Below are 16,979 nucleotides of genomic sequence, written 5' to 3' on the forward strand. Positions count from 1 at the left end.
GCTCAGGGGATTTACCACGCATGGGGCTGCCGGATGACCTCGCCACCCGGCTCAGCCTGCCGGAACAGCACGAGTACCTGACCCGGCGGGTCCGGCGCCGCACCCTGCTCGCCGCCGGAGCTGCCGGTGCCACCGCGGCCGGTGCCGCCGCCCTGGCCGCCGCGCCGGGGTTCGCGAGCCGCCGCGACCAGCTGCCCGGCGAGCTCGTCGTCCCGTTCGGCCGGCACCTGGCCTGGGGGGCCAACCCGCGCCGCCAGGTCCGGGTCGGCTGGCAGGTACCGTACCCGGTGCACCGGCCCTTCGTCCGGGTCGGCAACTCGCCGGAAGCCCTCGACGACCGGATCGACGCCGAGCTCCGGCCGCTGCGCACCGAGGTCAAGGACCTCATCCCGGCCACCGACCAGTACTACCTGCACGCCTCCATCGACGACCTGCTGCCCGGCACGAAGTACTACTACGCGGTCGGCCACCAGGGCCTGGACGCCGAACCGGCCCGGATCGACTCGTTCACCACCGCTCCCAGCCGCCGTCGCGTCTCCCCGGCCTTCACCTTCACCGCGTTCGGCGACCAGGGGGTGAGCGCGCACGCGCTGCGCACCGACGGTCAGGTCGCCGCTCAGGATCCGGTGTTCCACCTGCACGCCGGCGACCTCTGCTACGCCGACTCCAGCGGTCAGGGCCGCCTCGACGACCTGTACAACCCGCTGACCTGGGACGAGTTCGTCGTGCAGAACGAGCCGGTCGCGTCGGCGGTGCCGTGGATGGCGACCCTCGGCAACCACGACATGGAAGCCGTCTACTCGCCCGACGGCTACGGCGGCCAGCGGGCCCGCTGGGAGTTCCCCGGCAACGGGCCCGACCGGGGCGTCGGCGTCTACTCGTTCATCTACGGCAACGTCGGGGTGGTCGCGCTCGACGCCAATGACATCTCGTTCGAGGTGCAGGTCAACCGGGGCTACACCGGCGGCACCCAGACCCGGTGGCTGGACGAGCGGCTGAAGTTCCTGCGCGACCAGCCCGACGTCGACTTCATCGTCGTGTTCTTCCACTACTGCGCCTTCTCCACCACGATCTCGCACGCGTCCGACGGCGCGGTCCGCAACATGTGGGTGCCGCTGTTCGACAAGTACGCCGTCGACCTGGTCATCAACGGCCACAACCACGTGTACGAACGGGCCGACGTCATCAAGCACGGCAAGGCCCGGAAGACCCCGGTCGGCGCGACGGTCCACCCGGCCACGGACGGCACCACCTACATCACCGCCGGGGCGGGCGGGCGCGGTCTCTACGAGTTCGACAGCCACGACTCGTACGCCGGCCGCGAGAAGGACCGGGAGGAGGTCCGGTCGTACGTCTGGAACGCCGACGGCGACCGGGTGCACGAAACCGTCTCGTGGTCCCGGGTGCGCTACACCGGATATTCGTTCCTCGCGGTGGACGTGAATCCGGCGGATGACGGCGGAACCACCACGATGACGCTGCGCGCCATTACCGAGAAGGGCGTCGAAATAGACCGGGTGGTGCTTTCCAGAAAGGCGGCCGGCGGCTCCCGCCAGCAGCTCAGCGACGCGGAGGCGTGACATTCCCATTCGACGTACATCAAGACCGCGTTCGGTGACCAGGGCGTCAGCTACCACGCGCTCGGCAACGACGGCCAGGTGGCGGCCCAGGACCCGGCGTTCCACCTGCACGCCGGCGACCTCTGCTACGCCGACTCCAGCGGCCTCGGCCTGCCCGCCGACACCTACGACCCGCGCACCTGGGACCAGTTCCTGGCCCAGACCGAGCCGATCTCCGCGTCCGTCCCGTGGATGGCGTCGCTGGGCAACCACGACATGGAGGCGCTGTACTCACCGAACGGCTACGGCGGCCAGCTGGCCCGCTGGGACTTCCCGGACAACGGCCCGGTGCGGTCCGAAGGGGTGTATTCGTTCATCTACGGCAACGTCGGTGTCATCTCCCTCGACCCGAACGACGTCTCGTTCGAGATCCCCGCCAACTACGGCTACACCGGCGGCGCCCAGACGAAGTGGCTGGACAACCGGCTCAAGTGGCTGCGCGACCAGGACGACGTCGACTTCATCGTGGTCTTCTTCCACCACTGCGCCTACTCGACGACCACCGCGCACGCTTCCGAGGGCGGCGTGCGCAACCAGTGGGTCCCGCTCTTCGACAAGTACGGCGTGGACCTGGTCATCAACGGCCACAACCACATCTACGAGCGGGCCGACGTCCTCAAGGGCGGAAAGTCGACGAAGACCCCGATCGGCGCCACCGTCCACCCGGCCACCGACGGCACCACGTACGTCACGGCCGGCGCCGCGGGCCGCAGCCTGTACGCCTTCGCCGTCCCCGACTCGTACGCCGGCCACGTCAACGACGTCGACGAGGTCCCGTCGTTCGTCTGGGCGTCCGGCGCGGTGAAGGTCGCCGAGAACGTGACCTGGTCCCGGGTCCGCTACACCGGCTATTCGTTCCTGGCCGTCGATGTGAAGCCGGCGACGCCCGGCCGCACGACGACGCTCACCCTGCGCGCCGTCACCGAGGCGGGCGCCGAGATCGACCGGGTCGTCATCGCCCGTGAGGCGGGTGGCCGATCCCGTGGCCACCTCGACGACAGCGCGGCCTGAAACCCCGCCCCGGCCGAACCCGGATCAGCGTCCGGGCCGGCGCCGGTCAAAGGCGAGATGCCGGCTCCCGCCGGTCTCCCCGGCGAGGAAACCGGTGATCTCGGGCGGCAGAAACCGCAGGTCAGCCAGATCGGCCGCGGAGACCCAGCGGAAGCGGTGACCCGCCCGCCCGTCCACCGAGGCGGGCGGGACCCGGCCGGTCTCGTCATCCTCCGTTTCCGATGATCCCTTTTCCGAAGGCTGACGGCGCCGGGCTAGGGTCGGTGGCGTGGGAGCTGACGTGCTCGTGCTCGACCCGGAAGATTCGACGGCGGTGGTCCTGGTCGAGGCCGTCCGCGGCGGCGACGTCGCGGCGTTGCGGCGCCTGCTGGCCGGACAGCCCGCCCTGGCCACGGCCCGGATCGGGACGCCCGGGGGCATGTCCCGGACCTTGCTGCACGTGGTCACGGACTGGCCCGGGCACTTCCCGAACGGGGCCGGCACGGTGGCGGCGCTGGTCGAGGCGGGCGCCGACGTCAACGCCCGGTTCACCGGCCCGCACACCGAGACACCGCTGCACTGGGCGGCCAGCTGCGACGACGTCGGCGTGCTCGACGCGCTGCTCGACGCGGGCGCCGACATCGACGCGCCGGGGGCGGTGATCGGCGGTGGCACGCCGCTGGACGACGCGACCGCCTTCGCCCAGTGGCGCGCCGCGCACCGCCTGGTCGAACGCGGCGCCCGGACCACGCTGTGGCACGACGCGACCCTGGGCCGGCTCGACCAGCTCCGCGCCCACCTCACCGGCCCCGCCCGGCCGGCACCGGCCGAGGTCGGCGACGCGTTCTGGGGCGCCTGCCACGGCGGCCGGCTCGCGGCCGCGCGGCTCCTGCTCGACGAGGGCGCCGACCTGGACCGGATCCCCGGGTGGGAGAGGATGACCCCGCTGGATGCCGCCACCCGCAGCGGCGCCGCCGAGGTGATCGCCTGGCTGCGCGAGCGCGGCGCGACGACGGCGGCCGGCCGATGACGCTGCGGATCGCCACCACACAGCCGGCCGCGAGCGCGGATGCCCGGGAGAACGGCCGCACGGCCCGCGCCCTGATGCGGCGGGCGGCCGCGGCGGACGTCCGGCTGATCCAGTTCCCCGAGGGCTTCCTGTCCGGTTACGCCAAGGAGCTGATCGCCGACTGGGACGACGTGGACTGGGCCGCGGTCCGCGACGAACTGACCACGGTGGCCGCGCTGGCGGCGGAGCTGAGGATGTGGGTCGTGCTGGGCTCGGCGCACCCGCTGACCCCGCCGAACCGCCCGCACAACAGCCTCTACGTGATCTCGGACCGGGGGCGGATCGTCGCCCGTTACGACAAGCGGTTCTGCTCGAACACCGAGATCACCCGCTTCTACAGCCCCGGGTTCGACCCGGTGGTGTTCGATGTGGACGGTTACCGCTTCGGCTGCGTCATCTGCATCGAGGTCAACTTTCCGCAGCTGTTCGCCGAGTACGACCGGCTCGGCGTGGACTGCCTGCTGCTGTCGGCCTGGCCGGTCGACTCGATCTTCTTCGTCAAGACGCGGGCGCACGCCGCGATCCACAACTACTGGCTGAGCCTGTCGGTGCCCGCGCAGAGCGCCGGCCTGATGCGATCGGCGGTCATCGGTCCCGACGGCAGCCACCTGGTCTCCGCCGACGCCCCGGCGGAACCGGCCGTGGTGACCCTGGACCGGGACGCGCCCGAGTTCCACATCGCTCTGGACCTCGCCCGCCCGTGGCGCGCCGAGGCGAATCAGGGCGACATCTACCGCAGCCGCCGCGTGGACGATCCCCGCAGCACCGACCGGACGTGCGGCTAGCCCGGGACGCACAGGACATGGCCGGTGACCGCTGTGAGCGGGCCCGGCGCCGGCGGCCCTTCGACACGGCGGCCGTCCGAAACCGGGTTCCCGACCGCCGGTCCGGGTGATATCAAACGGTCATGCACGCCCTACCGGAGCCGCCGTCCTGATGGGAACAGCCTCGCCGCGAGCGACGAGGCTGTTCCGGTTCAGCTCAGTGCGCAGGCCGCGCCGTTGAGGGTGGCCTGGGTGGGTGGGGAGTTGCTGGTGCGCCAGGTGCCCAGCAGGCCGGCCGTGACGCTGCCGCCGGCCGGGATCTTCTTGTTCCAGCCGGCCGGGGTCAACGTGACCGTGGTGGTGTCCTGGGTGAAGCGCGCGTTCCAGGCCTGGGTGACCCGCTGGTCGCCGCCCAGGGTCAGGACCAGGGTCCAGCCGTCGATAGCGGTGGTGCTGGTGACGGTGACGTCGGCGACGAAGCCGGTCGACCACTGTGACGTGTTCGTGTAGGTCACCCGGCAGGTCGGGGCCGGTGGGGTGGTCGGTGGTGTGGTGACCGGGGTGGTCGGGGGTGTGGTGACGATGTTCGACGCGGCGGACAGGTTGCCGGCGGCGTCGGTGGCCCGCACGTACCAGCTGCCGAGCGACGAACCGGCCGGTGGGACGGTCAGGGCGGTGCCGGTCGTGGTGCCGACCAGGGTGGAGATGTAGAGGCCGTCGAATCGGTACACGTTGTAGCCGGTCACGCCGACGTCGTCGGTGGAGCCGGTCCAGGCCAGGGCGACGCCGCTGCCGGTTACGGCGGTGATGGTCAGGCCGGTCGGGGCGGTCGGCGGGGTGCGGTCGCTCGCGGTGTCCGAGGCCGGGGTGACCACGCCGCTGACGTAGGCACTGGCACCGCTGTGGCCGAGGGTGTCGCGGGTGGACACCGAGAACGAGTACTGCCGGGTCGGTGCGATGTTGGCGGTGATCGTGGCGGTGGTGACGGCGCCGACCTGCTGCGTCCAGTAGATGTCGTTGAACGCCTGGGTGTAGCTGATGTTGTAGCCCGCGATGGCCGCGCTGGTGGGGCTGGGCGCGGTCCAGGCCAGCGTGACCGAGGTGCTGGTGACGGCGACGACGTGCAGGTCGATGGGCGCGTTCGGCAGCGACGGTGAGGTGCCGATGGTCGGTGGGGTGGCGGTGGGCGTGGCGGTGCTCGCCGCCACGCCGGGCGGTGCCGACATGAGGACCACGGCGGCGGCTACGGTCGTGGCGGCGAGGAGCGTCGCGGCCACGAACTTGGGACGGTTCGACATGCCTCGACGGTCCGGCAGCGCTTAGATGCCTGTCAATGCGTACTGGCGGGTATGCATCAGCCGGTGTAGCGGAACGACGCGAACACCACCTCGTGGCTCGGCTCGAAGCCGAGCCGTTCGTACAGCCGCAGGGCCCGGTCGTTGTCGGACGCCGCGTGCAGGAACGGCAGCTCGCCGCGCCCGAGGATGCCGTTGGCGACCGCGAGGGTGAGCCGCGCGCCCAGCCCGCGCCCCTGGTAGTCGGGGTCGGTGCAGACGGCGCTGATCTCCGTCCAGCCGGGCAGCCGGAACCGCTCGCCGGCCATCGCCACCAGCCGCCCGTCGACCCGGATGCCCAGGTAACGCCCGAGGGCGATGGTGCGCTTGCGGAACGGGCCGGGTTTGGCCCGCTCGACCAGGTCGAGCACCTCGGGCACGTCGGTCTCGGTCAGCTCGACGGTGTCGGGGTCGGCGACGCCGGTCATGCTCTGACCGATCATCTGGATGCCCGGCACGGCGACCTCGGCCTGCCAGCCGGGGCCGGCGGTGAGCGAGGGACCGGTCAGCAGGGCCTCGTGGGTCAGCGTGGCCAGGTCGCGCCAGCCGGCCGGATCGGCCGGGTCGGCAAGCCCGGCGAACGGTGAGATGTCGGAGGAGTAGCGGGCGGCGTCACCGGACGCCTCGGCATAGCAGGCCTGCGGCCCGGAGAGGGCGGCCCACACGGGATTGGAGAGCACGTCCTCGACCCTGCCCCTCCCGGGGCGCCGCCGCTAGTGAATATCCGTCAAAACTACTCAGACGAGCTCGGGCACGCTGTTCAGGAGCTCGACGATCTCGGCCGGCCAGACCGGCTTGGCGAACAGGTAGCCCTGCGCGTACGGGCAGCCCATCCGGGCCAGGGCGGCCCGCTGGCCGGTGTCCTCGACGCCCTCGGCGATCACCTTGAGCTCCAGGTTGCGGGCCAGCGCCACGATCGAGTCGACCATGGTGTGCTGCTGGTCGCTGGTGAGGATGTCGTCGATGAACGACTTGTCGAGCTTCAGCACGTCGACCGGCATCTGCCGCAGGTAGCTCAGCGACGAGTAACCGGTGCCGAAGTCGTCGATCGCGATGCGTACGCCCAGGGCGCGCAGCACCCGCAGGTCGGCCCAGACCTGATCGGCGTCCCGCAGCACCAGGCTCTCGGTGATCTCCAGCAGCAGCCACTCGGGCCGCGCGCCGGACGTCTCGATGGCCTCCCGGACCCGCTCGACGAAGCCGGGCGTCCGGAACTGCCGGGCCGACACGTTGACGCTCACGTAGGTCAGCGACATGTCCGGGTCCTCCGCCTTCCACCGGGCGAACTGGCCGAGTGCCTCGTTCAGCACCCAATCGCCGATCGCGACGATCGCGCCGCTCTCCTCGGCGACCTCGATGAAGTGGTACGGGCCGAGCAGCCCGCGGGCCGGGTGCTCCCAGCGGACCAGGGCCTCGACGCCGGCGATCAGGCCGGTGCCCAGGTCGACGATCGGCTGGTACATGACCCGGAACTGCTCCGAGTCGATCGCCTCGTGCAGCGCGGCCCGCACCTCGAGCCGCTGGTTCATGGCCGTGTGCAGCTCCGGCTGGTACCGCTGCCAGGTGCCCTTCGCGCCGCCCTTGGCCTGGTAGAGCGCCAGGTCGGCGTGGCGCAGCAGCTCGGTGGCACTGGTCGCGTCGGTGCTGGCGGCCACGCCCACGCTGGCCGCGCCGCTGACGATGTGCGTGCCGCCGAGGCCGTCGCTGACCTCGAACGGCACCGCGAGGGCCGCCACGATCCGTTCCGCGACCTCCTCGGCCGCGGCCGCGTCCGGGCAGCCCTCGATGAGGACGGCGAACTCGTCGCCACCCATCCGGGCCGACAGGGCGTTCAGGCCGAGAATGTCGGTGATCCGCATGCCCACGGTGACCAGCAGCTCGTCGCCGACGGCGTGCCCGAGGGTGTCGTTGACCTCCTTGAAGTCGTCGAGGTCGACGAAGAGCACGCTGAGGATGCCGCCGTCCGACTCGGTGGCGACGAACGCCTGCTCGAGCCGGTTGCGGAACATCACCCGGTTGGCCAGCCCGGTCAGGCCGTCGTGGAACGCCAGGTGGGACAGGTCGTCCTCGAGGCGGCGGCGCTCGGTGACGTCGCCGAGGGTCAGCACCAGGCCGCCCACGGTCGGGTCCTCGCGCAGGTCGCGGCCGTCGACCTCGACCTTGATGAGCCGGCCGTCGGCGCGCAGCACGGTCAGGTCGGGGGCGTTGTGGGTGCCCCGGCCGCCGCGCACGCCGCTCAGGATGTGGTGCATGGTCTGGTGGTGGCTGACCGCGACCAGCGCGGACAGCGGGGTGCCGGCCAGGTCGTCGTGGCCGAGGACGCCGGCCGCGGACGGGCTGGCGTACCGGATGGTGTCGTCGTCGGTGACGATCAGGATCACGTCGGAGGAGTTCTGGATCAGCGTCCGGAACCAGGCCTCGCTGTCCCGGCGGCTGACCTCGCTGCTCAGCGAGATCCGCTCGATGACGACCTCGACCTGCGCGGTCAGCGCGGCGAACGTGTCCACCATGTCGCGCAGCAGGCCGCCGGGCGCGGCGAGGATGCCGAGGAGCTGCCGGGGCGGCGAGCCGGGCAGTCGCAGGGTGCCGATCAGGAACGTGTCGAAGCCGTCGGTGGGCACACCGGCGGGCACCTGGTCCGGGCCGACCAGCCGGACACCGCTGTTCTCCGGGGTCTCGGTGGTCTCGATGATCTGGTGCAGTTCGTACACGTTGCCGGCCGGGATGAGGGTGCCGACGGCCTCCGCGGTCGCCTGCAGCGCGTCGTCGACGGTGGCCGCCGCGAACAGCTTGTCGCCGGCCTGGCGCAGCGCCCGCTCCCGGGCCCGGGCCCGCCGCTGGTCCATGGCGAGACCGTTGACCCGCGCGATGACCAGCACGAACATCAGCGCGGCGGCGCCCGCGATGACCGGGGCGTCGACCACGCCGTCGCGGGCGTTCTCCACGTCGGCGCCGCGGATCCACTCCAGGTAGAGCGCGGCCGGTGCGATCAGGGCGGCCGAGGCCATCGGGATGATCCGGTGCGGGGTCTCGTGGCCGCTGCTGCCGGAGGGCTCGGTGAGCGTGCGCATCGACGGCATCAGGGCCACGTAGCCCATGACCGCGTAGAACACGATCCAGCCCAGGTCGACCGGGCCGCCGAGGGTCCAGGCGCTGTTGAGCTGCGACTGGCCGTACAGGATGTCGGAGATCAGCAGGCCGACCATCGCGACGGCGATCCCGGTGAGCGCCCGCGGCCGCCGGCCGGGGATGGTGAACAGGCGCAGGGTCATCGCCAGCGCCAGGACGTCGCCGAGCGGGTAGCCGACCGAGACCAGCTTCTCCAGCAGCGACAGGTCGTGCGAGCGGGTGAACGGCGCGATCCAGTAGATCCACGACAGCAGGCCGAGTCCGACCGTCGGGACCAGCGCGTCGAGCAGCGCGGCCCGGTTGGACACGCCACCCGAGCGGTACCGGACGAACATGATGAAACCCGCCGTGATCAGCGGATACACCATGAGGTACAGGACGTCGGCGATGCCCGGGAAGGACGGCACGTGGCCGAGCGCGAGGATCAGGTTGTACGCGTTGTCCCCGGTGTTGAAGGTGACCAGGGCGACCGCGACGAGATACCACGCCAGCCGGTGGTCCGGCTTGTTGAGGCGTACGCCCACCACGATCATCGCCGCGCTGGAGTAGCCGAGCGCGGCCCACGTGTAGAGATGGCTGCCCGGGAACGCGTAGTAGACGGCGGTGAGCACCACGATCCACGCCGCGAAACACGCGCGTGCGACTCGCGTCGTCATCGCTCTCCGATCAGCCCGGGGAGGGCAGAGTTGCCCTCAGGCAATTGATCGGGCGCGCCGCCACCGGCTTGAGTGCTTTGCGGTTTCACCGTCGTACGATTCGCCGGAACTTTCCGCCCGGGTGTGGCGACTGTTGTCCTGTGGAGTCCGACGGTGAAGGTGGTTGCAGGGTGCGTTTCGGGTCGCGAGTGGTCACGGTGGTTGCCGTCGCAGGGTTCGCGGTGCTGGGGCTGGCCGGCCCGGCGCTCGCGCACGTCGAGGTGAGCGCGGACAAGACGACCGCGGGCGCGGAGAACGTGACGCTGACCTTCGACGGCGAGGCGGAGAGCGACGACGCGGGCATCGCGTCGGAGCGGGTGGTCCTGCCCACCGGCATCGCCCCGTCCGCGGTGACCCTGGTCAAGGCCCCGGCCGGCTGGACGTTCACGCCGACCGCGGACGGGTTCACGGTGGGCGGCAAGGCGCTGAAGGCCGGCGTCGACGCGGTCTGGAAGGTCAAGATCGCGAAGCTGCCGGACGGCGAGACGAGGCTTTCCTTCAAGACCCTGGAGACGTACTCGGACGGCGAGGTCGCCCGCTGGATCGAGATCCAGGAGCAGGGCAAGGACGAGCCCGACAACCCGGCCCCGCTGGTCACGCTGAAGCCCGGCCCGTCGACCGCACCGGCCACATCCGCCGCACCGACCTCGGCGGCACCGTCGGTGGAGCCGTCGGCGGTCGCGACCACCACTCCGGTGTCGGCCGAGCCGGCTGACGACGATGGTGGCAGCACCTGGTGGATCTGGGTGATCGTCGTGGTGGTGCTGGCCGCCGTCGCCGGTTTCGTGCTGCTCCGCCGGGGCCGGTCGGGATCGACCGACGCCTGATCCCGGCCGCCCGGCGGAACTACTCTCAGTAGCCGGCGCCGGCGTCCACACCGAGGCCGAAGACGACGCTGGTGATGGCGATCGCGATGGCCATCGCGGCACCGACGAAGACCGCGCCCGCCAGCAGGAACAGCAGCGTGGTGCGGGCGATGCCGCCGAGACCGGTGGCGACTGTCTTGCCCAGGCTGGGCTGCTCCCAGCTGATCGGGGCATAGGTGCGGCGGGGCGCGAAGGCGGTGGGGGGTTCCGGGCGGGCGGGGACCCGCTCGGGGTGGGTGGGGACTACCTGGATCGGCCGCTGTGCGGACCGGCTGCCCTGCAACAACATGATGTCGCCTCCTCTGGCTCCAACACGTTCTGTACATGAATCATGCGTCGCCGGGGACGCTCAGTAATCGGCCGTTCGGCCTTACCTTTTTACTGGCATAAGGCGTATTTTGGCGGTGTATGCGCTAGCTGGACTCCAGCGCGAGCCGCACGGCCGCGGTGGTCCGCTCGGTGTCGCCGGTGGCCAGCAGGTCGAGCAGCGCGCCGCGCAGAACGGCGAGGACCGCGGTCCGACGGGCGGCGCCGGCTCCGGGATCCGCTTTCTCCAGTACGGCGAGCCAATCGGCCACCGTCGCCCGGGCGAAACCGGCCCAGGGACCGCCGTCGCCGTCGACCGTGCTCCGCGCGTACGCCTCGAGCCAGAGACGCAGCAGCGGACGGTGAGCCTCGTCGGAGAGCCATCCCCAGACGGCCCGGGCGGCGGCCGGTAGGCCGTCCTGTTCGCCGAGTGTCGCGAGCAGCGCCAATTCGTCGGCGCGCGCCCGCGCCAGCAGCGCTGTGACCAGGCCTTCCTTGCTGCCGAACAGGAACAGCAGCACCCGCGGGCTGGAGCCGATCGCGGCGGCGAGGGGCCGCAGGGAGAGGCCGGACAGGCCGTGCTCGCGGACGTAGGCGTAGGCGAGGTCGAGGAGTTGCGCGCGCCGCCCGTCTGCCATGCGGGCTAGTATGCCTGACTGAAACGGTCGTTTCAGTAGGGAGGTAGGGATGATCCGGGAACTGGGGGAGCCGGGGGACCTCGGCTGGGTGATCAAGGCGCACGGCGAGATCTACGCCCGGGAGTACGGCTGGGACACGAGTTTCGAGGCCATGGTGGCCCGGATCGTCGCGGACTTCGCGGCCGGCCATGATCCGGCCCGGGAGGCGGCCTGGATCGCGGAGCTCGGCGGCCGGCGGGTGGGCTCGGTGTTCTGCGTCGACGGCGGCGGCGATGTCGCCGTGCTGCGGGTGCTGATCCTCGATCCGGCGGCGCGGGGGACCGGTCTGGGCAGCCGCCTGGTCGACACCTGCCTGGCCTACGCCCGAGAGGTCGGCTACCAGTCGATGACCCTGTGGACGACCGACGCGCTCGGCGCGGCCCGGAACCTCTACCTGCGCCGCGGGTTCCGGCTGACCCGGGAGGAACCGCAGCGGCGGTTCGGGACCGACCTGGTCGGGCAGACCTACGAGCTGGCCCTGGTTGACTGAGCGCATGCCGTTTGTCTCCACCGGGGAACTGCCCTCGCCCGACCTCGTCCGGCAGGCCGTCGACGAGGCCTACGACGCCTACAAGGGCGTGACCGACGGCGTGCCGTCGACGACCTACCCGGCCCTGGCCGAGGTGCCGGCGCACCTGTTCGGCCTGTGTGCGGCCGGCGTGAGCGGCTTCCGCTACGCGGCCGGCGACGCCGAGCACGGGTTCGCGACGATGAGCGTGGCGAAGCCGTTCGTGTTCGCGCTGGTCTGCGAGGCCCTCGGCGCCGGCGTGCTGCGCGAGCGGCTCGGCGTGAACGCGACCGGCCTGCCGTTCAACTCGCTGACCGCGGTCGAGCGCGGGCCGGGCGGCCGCACCAACCCGATGGTCAACTCGGGCGCGATCGGCACGGTGAGTCTCGCTCCCGGCGCGGACGTCGAGCAGAAGTGGGAGTTCGTGCGGGCCGGCCTGTCCCGGTTCGCCGGCCGCGACCTGCCCCTGGACGCCGCGATCCACCCGTCGGTGGCGGCCACCAACCACCGCAACCGCGCCCTCGCGAACCTCCTCGCCACCTACGGCAACCTGGGCTGCGACCCGGCCGCGGCGGTGGATCTCTACACCCGGCAGAGCTGCCTGCGGGTGACCGCGACCGACCTGGCCACGATGGGCGCGGTGCTGGCCAACGGCGGCGTGCACCCGCGCACCTCCGAACGCCTGGTGGCGCCGGCGGTCTGCCACTACACCCTGGCGGTGATGGCGACGGCCGGGCTCTACGAGACCTCCGGCGACTGGCTGTACGACGTCGGGGTGCCCGGCAAGAGCGGCATCGGCGGCGGCATCGTCGTGGTGTCGCCGGGCAAGGGCGCCCTGGCCGCCTTCTCCCCGCCGCTCGACGCGTACGGCAACAGCGTGCGCGGCCAGCTCGCCGCCGGCTATCTGTCGCAGCGCCTGGGTCTGACCCTGTTCGCGTCCGAGCCGTCAGCCGGCTAGCGCGTCGACGAGGCGCCGGGCCGAGCCGGCCAGGTTCCACCGCTCGGCCAGCGCGAGCAGCGCGTCCGGGTCCTTGGGCGTGCGTGGCAGCGCCGGGTCGAACTCGGGCAGCTTCACGTCGAGCGCCACCTTGCAGACCGGCAGCGCCTTGGCCAGGTAGCCGGTGGAGGCGGCCAGCTTGGTGCGCACCCCCGGCGCGAAACCGGCGTCCGGATCGTCGAGGGCGGCCAGGATCTCCGCCACGCCGCCGTAGCGGGTGATCAACCGGGCCGCGGTCTTGTCGCCGACCCCCGGCACGCCGGGCAGGCCGTCGCTCGGGTCGCCGCGCATGGCCGCGAAGTCCGCATAGAACCGGGCGGGCACGCCGTACTTCTGCTCGACCAGGGCGTTGTCGGCGTCCTCCAGCTTGGCCACGCCGCGCCCGCAGTACAGCAGGCGGGTGCCGCGCGCGTCGTCGACCAGCTGGAACAGGTCGCGGTCGCCGGAGACCACCTCGACCGGCCCGGGCTGGGTGGCGGCCAGGGTGCCGAGGACGTCGTCCGCCTCGTAACCGTCGACGCCGAACGCCGGGATGCCGATCGCGGACAGGGCTTCGAGCAGGATGGGGATCTGCGGTTTCAGGGTCGCCGGCACCTCCTCGACGTCGCCGTGCGCGACCCGGTGCTTCTTGTACGACGGCACCAGCGCCACCCGCCAGGCCGGCCGCCAGCTCGCGTCGAGCGCACACACCAGACGGTCGGGGTGCCGGGTGCGGATCAGCTGGGCGAGCATGTCGAGGAACCCGCGGATCGCGTTGACCGGTTCCCCGGCGGAGGTCTGCGCCGCCTTCTCCGGGATCCCGTGGAAGGCGCGGAAGTAGAGGCTGGGCGCGTCGACGGCGAGCAGCGGCTGTGCGGTCACCCCGACACCCTAACGTTGCGGCATGCGCGCTGTTGTCCTCGATGCCCCCGGCCCGCCGGCGGCTCTGCAGATCCGTGACCTGCCCGTTCCCGTGCCCCGGCCCGGCTGGGTGCTGATCGAGGTGAAGGCGTTCGGGCTGAACCGGTCCGAATTGCACACCCGGCTCGGGCTGGCCGAGGGGGTGGTGTTCCCGCGCGTCCCGGGCATCGAGGCGACCGGGGTGGTCGCGGCCGCGCCGGGCGGTGAGTTCGCGGCCGGGCAGCAGGTGATGACGATGATGGGCGGCATGGGCCGGGTCTTCGACGGCGGATACGCGGAGTACACGTGCGTGCCGGCCGGCCAGGTGATCCCGTTCGCGTCTTCGCTGGACTGGGCGGTGCTCGGGGCGGTGCCGGAGATGCTGCAGACCGCCTACGGGTCACTGACCGTGGGGCTCGATTTCCAGCCCGGCGAGACGCTGCTGATCCGGGGCGGCACCTCGTCGGTCGGTATGGCCGCGGCGATACTGGCGAAACAACGCGGCCTGACCGTTCTGTCGACGACGCGAAACTCGTCCAAGGCCGGCGCGCTGCAGGCCGACCACGTCCTCATCGACGACGGCGACGTCGCCGCGCAGGTCCGCCGGATCTATCCCGACGGCGTGGACAAAGCCCTCGAACTCGTCGGCACCCCCACCCTGCCCGACACGCTGCGCTCCCTGCGCGTGCACGGCGTCGCCTGCTTCACCGGCATGCTGTCCAACGAGTGGCTGGTCCGCGACTTCTACCCGATCGGCTACCTCCCGCGCGGCGTCCGGCTGTCCGCCTACGGCGGCGAGGCCGACGACCTTCCCGCGGCCGTCCTGCAGGGCTTCCTGGACGCGGTCGCGGCCGGCTCCGCGGTGGTTCCGGTCTCCCGGGTGTACGCGCTGGAGGAGATCGCCGAGGCGCACGCCGACATGGAGGCGAACCGTGCCACCGGAAAGTTGGTGGTGTCCGTGCTCCGCCAAAACCCGAACGAACGTTAAGGTTGGAGAGTGACCGTTGACCGGATCCTGCCGACCGAAGAGGCGTACGACCTCCTCGACCTGACCCGTGAGCTGGCCACCCGCGAGCTGGACGGGAAAGCCGACGACTACGAGCGGCGCGGTGAGTTCCCCCGCGACATCCTGCGCACCCTGGGCCGTTCGGGCCTGCTCGGCCTGCCCTACCCCGAGGCCGACGGCGGTTCCGGCCAGCCCTACGAGGTCTACCTGCAGGTCCTGGAGACCCTCGCCGGCAGCTGGCTGGCCATCGCCGAGGCGGTCAGCGTGCACACCCTGGCCTGTTACCCGATCTACGCCTACGGCACCGAACGCCAGCGCAAGACGCTGCCCGACCTGCTCGGCGGCGAGTTGCTGGGTGCGTACTGCCTGTCCGAGCCGCAGGGCGGCTCGGACGCCGCCGCCCTGACCACCAGGGCGACGCGCGACGGCTGCGGCTGGTCGGTCACCGGCACCAAGGCCTGGATCACCCACGCCGGCCAGGCCGATTTCTACAACATCTTCTGCCGTACGGATGGGGACGGCGCCCGTGGCATCTCCTGCCTGCTCGCCGAGGCCGGCACGCCCGGCCTGCACCCGCAGAAACCCGAACGCACGATGGGCCTGCGCTCCTCGGCCCCCGCCCAGATCGTGCTCGAGGACATGCACGTCGACGCCGACCACCTGATCGGCGAGGAGAACGGCGGTTTCCGCATCGCCATGGAGGCCCTCGACGCGGGCCGGCTGGGCATCGCCGCCTGCGCGGTCGGCCTGGGCCAGGCCGCCGTGGACTACGCCGCGGCGTACGCGAAGGAGCGCACCCAGTTCGGCAAGCCGATCGCCGCCTTCCAGGGGTTGGGCTTCATGCTGGCCGACATGGCGACCCAGGTCTCGGCCGCCCGCGCGCTGCTGCTGTCGGCGGCCCGGCTGAAGGACGCCGGCCGCCCGTTCTCGATCGAGGCGGCCAAGGCCAAGCTGTTCGCGACCGACGTGGCCATGAAGGTCACCACCGACGCCGTCCAGGTGCTCGGCGGCTACGGCTTCGTCAGCGACCACCCGGTCGAGCGCTGGTTCCGCGAGGCCAAGGTGCTGCAGATCGTCGAGGGCACCAACCAGATCCAGCGCCTGGTGATCAGCCGCTCGCTGACCGGCTGATGCCCGGCCACATCCTCACCGGCACGCCCGGCGCGGGAAAGACGGCCATCCTGCGCGCCCTCGAACTCGAGGGCCATCCGGTCGTCGAGGAGGCGGCCAGCGACGTCATCGCGCTCGGCCAGGCCCTCGGTGATCCCGCACCGTGGCACCACTCGGGCTTCATCGACCGCGTCGCCGCCCTGCAGCGGCGCCGGCAGCTCGCGGCCCCCGACGGCGCGTTCTTCGACCGGTCGCCGGTCTGCACGCTGGCGCTGTGCCGCTACTCGGGCCGCACCCCGCCACCCGCGCTCCTCGATGAGATCGACTTCTACTCCCGGACCGTCTTCTTCGTCCGCAACCTGGGCTTCGTCGAGCCCACCGGGGCCCGCCGGATCACCTTCGCGGATGCGCTGCGGTTCGAGCGGATCCACGAACAGGCCTACCGCGAACTCGGATTCGATCTGGTCGATGTGCCGGCCGGCCCGCTCCCGGAACGGCTGGCCACCATCCGCGCCGCAAAATGATGTTGGCAGGCCAAGTAGGGTGACGCCGTGGAAGAGATCGACCGGGCGATCGTGGGCGCCCTCACCGTTGACGGCCGCTTGTCGTACACCGATCTGGCCGAACGGGTCGGCCTGAGCGTCTCCGCCGTGCACCAGCGGGTCCGCCGGCTGGAACAGCGCGGCGTGCTGGCCGGCTACACGGCGAAGGTCTCCTACGAGGCCCTGGAGCTGCCGCTGACGGCGTTCGTGGCGATCCGCCCGTTCGACCCGTCCCAGCCGGACGACGCCCCCGACCGGCTGGCCCACCTGGCCGAGATCGACTCCTGCTACTCGGTGGCGGGAGAGGACTTCTACATGCTCCTGGTCCGGGTGGCGAGCCCGGCCGACCTGGAACGCCTGCTGCAGGAGATCCGCACCGCCGCGAACGTGACAACCCGCACCACGGTCGTCCTGTCCACGCCGTACGAGAACCGCCCGCCCCGCATGCCGACAGCCGCGTCGTCTTCAGACCTAGCTTCCTAGGACGC

Annotated in this window: 17 protein-coding genes; 11 read left to right on the forward strand and 6 right to left on the reverse strand. The window is 71.7% G+C overall.

Annotated elements, in window-relative coordinates; translation table 11 throughout:
- The first annotated feature begins 20 nt into the window (after positions 1-20).
- The 4 genes from Ato02nite_RS32975 (at position 21) to Ato02nite_RS32990 (ending at position 4,463) form a co-directional block, all read left to right on the forward strand.
- Entirely contained in the window at positions 21-1,580 is a 1,560-nt protein-coding gene (locus Ato02nite_RS32975) for a purple acid phosphatase family protein (protein WP_213010588.1), read from the forward strand.
- A gap of 78 nt (positions 1,581-1,658) precedes the next feature.
- Positions 1,659-2,630 carry a metallophosphoesterase gene (locus Ato02nite_RS32980; RefSeq protein WP_246607717.1) on the forward strand — a complete coding sequence of 324 codons (972 nt, stop codon included), beginning with the start codon at positions 1,659-1,661 and terminating at the stop codon, positions 2,628-2,630.
- A gap of 268 nt (positions 2,631-2,898) precedes the next feature.
- Positions 2,899-3,639: an ankyrin repeat domain-containing protein gene (locus Ato02nite_RS32985; RefSeq protein WP_246607719.1), complete on the forward strand. Its 741-nt coding sequence runs from the start codon at positions 2,899-2,901 to the stop codon at positions 3,637-3,639.
- A complete protein-coding gene (locus Ato02nite_RS32990; RefSeq protein ID WP_213010589.1) occupies positions 3,636-4,463 on the forward strand; it encodes a carbon-nitrogen hydrolase family protein in 828 nt (275 codons plus the stop codon). Before Ato02nite_RS32985 ends, Ato02nite_RS32990 begins: the two co-directional genes overlap by 4 nt.
- Positions 4,464-4,654: 191 nt before the next feature.
- On the opposite strand, the gene Ato02nite_RS32995 is transcribed toward Ato02nite_RS32990, so the two are convergent.
- Genes Ato02nite_RS32995 through Ato02nite_RS33005 form a run of 3 tightly spaced genes read right to left on the reverse strand, consistent with a single transcriptional unit; the run spans position 4,655 to position 9,561 of the window.
- Positions 4,655-5,740, reverse strand: a complete 1,086-nt coding sequence (locus Ato02nite_RS32995; RefSeq protein ID WP_213010590.1) for a cellulose binding domain-containing protein — start codon at positions 5,738-5,740, stop codon at positions 4,655-4,657.
- 56 nt (positions 5,741-5,796) lie between these two features.
- Positions 5,797-6,456 (reverse strand): GNAT family N-acetyltransferase, encoded by a 660-nt coding sequence (locus Ato02nite_RS33000; protein ID WP_213010591.1) that lies wholly within the window; start codon positions 6,454-6,456, stop codon positions 5,797-5,799.
- A 57-nt stretch (positions 6,457-6,513) separates the two neighbouring features.
- Positions 6,514-9,561 (reverse strand): putative bifunctional diguanylate cyclase/phosphodiesterase, encoded by a 3,048-nt coding sequence (locus tag Ato02nite_RS33005; protein ID WP_213010592.1) that lies wholly within the window; start codon positions 9,559-9,561, stop codon positions 6,514-6,516.
- Between the two features lie 170 nt (positions 9,562-9,731).
- On the opposite strand from Ato02nite_RS33005, the gene Ato02nite_RS33010 reads away from it, so the two are divergent.
- A complete protein-coding gene (locus tag Ato02nite_RS33010) occupies positions 9,732-10,427 on the forward strand; it encodes a DUF1775 domain-containing protein (protein WP_246607721.1) in 696 nt (231 codons plus the stop codon).
- Between the two features lie 25 nt (positions 10,428-10,452).
- Here Ato02nite_RS33010 and Ato02nite_RS33015 read toward each other — a convergent pair whose 3' ends face one another.
- Entirely contained in the window at positions 10,453-10,755 is a 303-nt protein-coding gene (locus Ato02nite_RS33015; RefSeq protein WP_213010594.1) for a hypothetical protein, read from the reverse strand.
- A 124-nt stretch (positions 10,756-10,879) separates the two neighbouring features.
- Positions 10,880-11,410: a TetR/AcrR family transcriptional regulator gene (locus Ato02nite_RS33020; protein ID WP_213010595.1), complete on the reverse strand. Its 531-nt coding sequence runs from the start codon at positions 11,408-11,410 to the stop codon at positions 10,880-10,882.
- Positions 11,411-11,459: 49 nt separating this feature from the next.
- On the opposite strand from Ato02nite_RS33020, the gene Ato02nite_RS33025 reads away from it, so the two are divergent.
- Both Ato02nite_RS33025 and glsA read left to right on the forward strand, forming a co-directional pair.
- On the forward strand, positions 11,460-11,939 hold the full coding sequence (locus Ato02nite_RS33025) for a GNAT family N-acetyltransferase (protein ID WP_213010596.1): 480 nt from the start codon (positions 11,460-11,462) through the stop codon (positions 11,937-11,939).
- Between the two features lie 4 nt (positions 11,940-11,943).
- The gene (gene glsA, locus Ato02nite_RS33030) at positions 11,944-12,915 is read left to right on the forward strand and encodes a glutaminase A (RefSeq protein ID WP_213010597.1); all 972 of its coding nucleotides are present in this window, start codon (positions 11,944-11,946) and stop codon (positions 12,913-12,915) included.
- Here glsA and Ato02nite_RS33035 read toward each other — a convergent pair.
- Positions 12,904-13,815: a 5'-3' exonuclease gene (locus Ato02nite_RS33035; protein WP_246607723.1), complete on the reverse strand. Its 912-nt coding sequence runs from the start codon at positions 13,813-13,815 to the stop codon at positions 12,904-12,906. The genes glsA and Ato02nite_RS33035 overlap by 12 nt on opposite strands.
- A 22-nt stretch (positions 13,816-13,837) precedes the next feature.
- Between Ato02nite_RS33035 and Ato02nite_RS33040 the strand changes: the two genes are divergently transcribed.
- Genes Ato02nite_RS33040 through Ato02nite_RS33055 form a run of 4 tightly spaced genes read left to right on the forward strand, consistent with a single transcriptional unit; the run spans position 13,838 to position 16,974 of the window.
- Positions 13,838-14,821 (forward strand): zinc-binding alcohol dehydrogenase family protein, encoded by a 984-nt coding sequence (locus Ato02nite_RS33040; RefSeq protein WP_213010598.1) that lies wholly within the window; start codon positions 13,838-13,840, stop codon positions 14,819-14,821.
- Between the two features lie 9 nt (positions 14,822-14,830).
- Entirely contained in the window at positions 14,831-15,970 is a 1,140-nt protein-coding gene (locus Ato02nite_RS33045; RefSeq protein WP_213010599.1) for an acyl-CoA dehydrogenase family protein, read from the forward strand.
- Positions 15,970-16,473: an ATP/GTP-binding protein gene (locus Ato02nite_RS33050; protein ID WP_213010600.1), complete on the forward strand. Its 504-nt coding sequence runs from the start codon at positions 15,970-15,972 to the stop codon at positions 16,471-16,473. The genes Ato02nite_RS33045 and Ato02nite_RS33050 overlap by 1 nt, the downstream gene beginning before the upstream one ends.
- Positions 16,474-16,500: 27 nt before the next feature.
- Entirely contained in the window at positions 16,501-16,974 is a 474-nt protein-coding gene (locus Ato02nite_RS33055) for an Lrp/AsnC family transcriptional regulator (RefSeq protein ID WP_213010601.1), read from the forward strand.
- Positions 16,975-16,979: the final 5 nt, after the last annotated feature.

The organism is Paractinoplanes toevensis, assembly GCF_018332695.1.
Classification (GTDB): Bacteria; Actinomycetota; Actinomycetes; order Mycobacteriales; family Micromonosporaceae; genus Actinoplanes; species Actinoplanes toevensis.

Excerpts from the sequence above, each read along its gene's own strand:
- Ato02nite_RS32975 (WP_213010588.1), top strand. The coding sequence starts at position 21 with ATGGGGCTGCCGGATGACCTCGCCACCCGGCTCAGCCTGCCGGAACAG.
- Ato02nite_RS32990 (WP_213010589.1), top strand. The coding sequence starts at position 3,636 with ATGACGCTGCGGATCGCCACCACACAGCCGGCCGCGAGCGCGGATGCC.
- Ato02nite_RS32995 (WP_213010590.1), bottom strand. The coding sequence starts at position 5,740 with ATGTCGAACCGTCCCAAGTTCGTGGCCGCGACGCTCCTCGCCGCCACG.
- Ato02nite_RS33005 (WP_213010592.1), bottom strand. The coding sequence starts at position 9,561 with ATGACGACGCGAGTCGCACGCGCGTGTTTCGCGGCGTGGATCGTGGTG.
- Ato02nite_RS33015 (WP_213010594.1), bottom strand. The coding sequence starts at position 10,755 with ATGTTGTTGCAGGGCAGCCGGTCCGCACAGCGGCCGATCCAGGTAGTC.
- Ato02nite_RS33020 (WP_213010595.1), bottom strand. The coding sequence starts at position 11,410 with ATGGCAGACGGGCGGCGCGCGCAACTCCTCGACCTCGCCTACGCCTAC.
- Ato02nite_RS33025 (WP_213010596.1), top strand. The coding sequence starts at position 11,460 with ATGATCCGGGAACTGGGGGAGCCGGGGGACCTCGGCTGGGTGATCAAG.
- glsA (WP_213010597.1), top strand. The coding sequence starts at position 11,944 with ATGCCGTTTGTCTCCACCGGGGAACTGCCCTCGCCCGACCTCGTCCGG.
- Ato02nite_RS33040 (WP_213010598.1), top strand. The coding sequence starts at position 13,838 with ATGCGCGCTGTTGTCCTCGATGCCCCCGGCCCGCCGGCGGCTCTGCAG.
- Ato02nite_RS33050 (WP_213010600.1), top strand. The coding sequence starts at position 15,970 with ATGCCCGGCCACATCCTCACCGGCACGCCCGGCGCGGGAAAGACGGCC.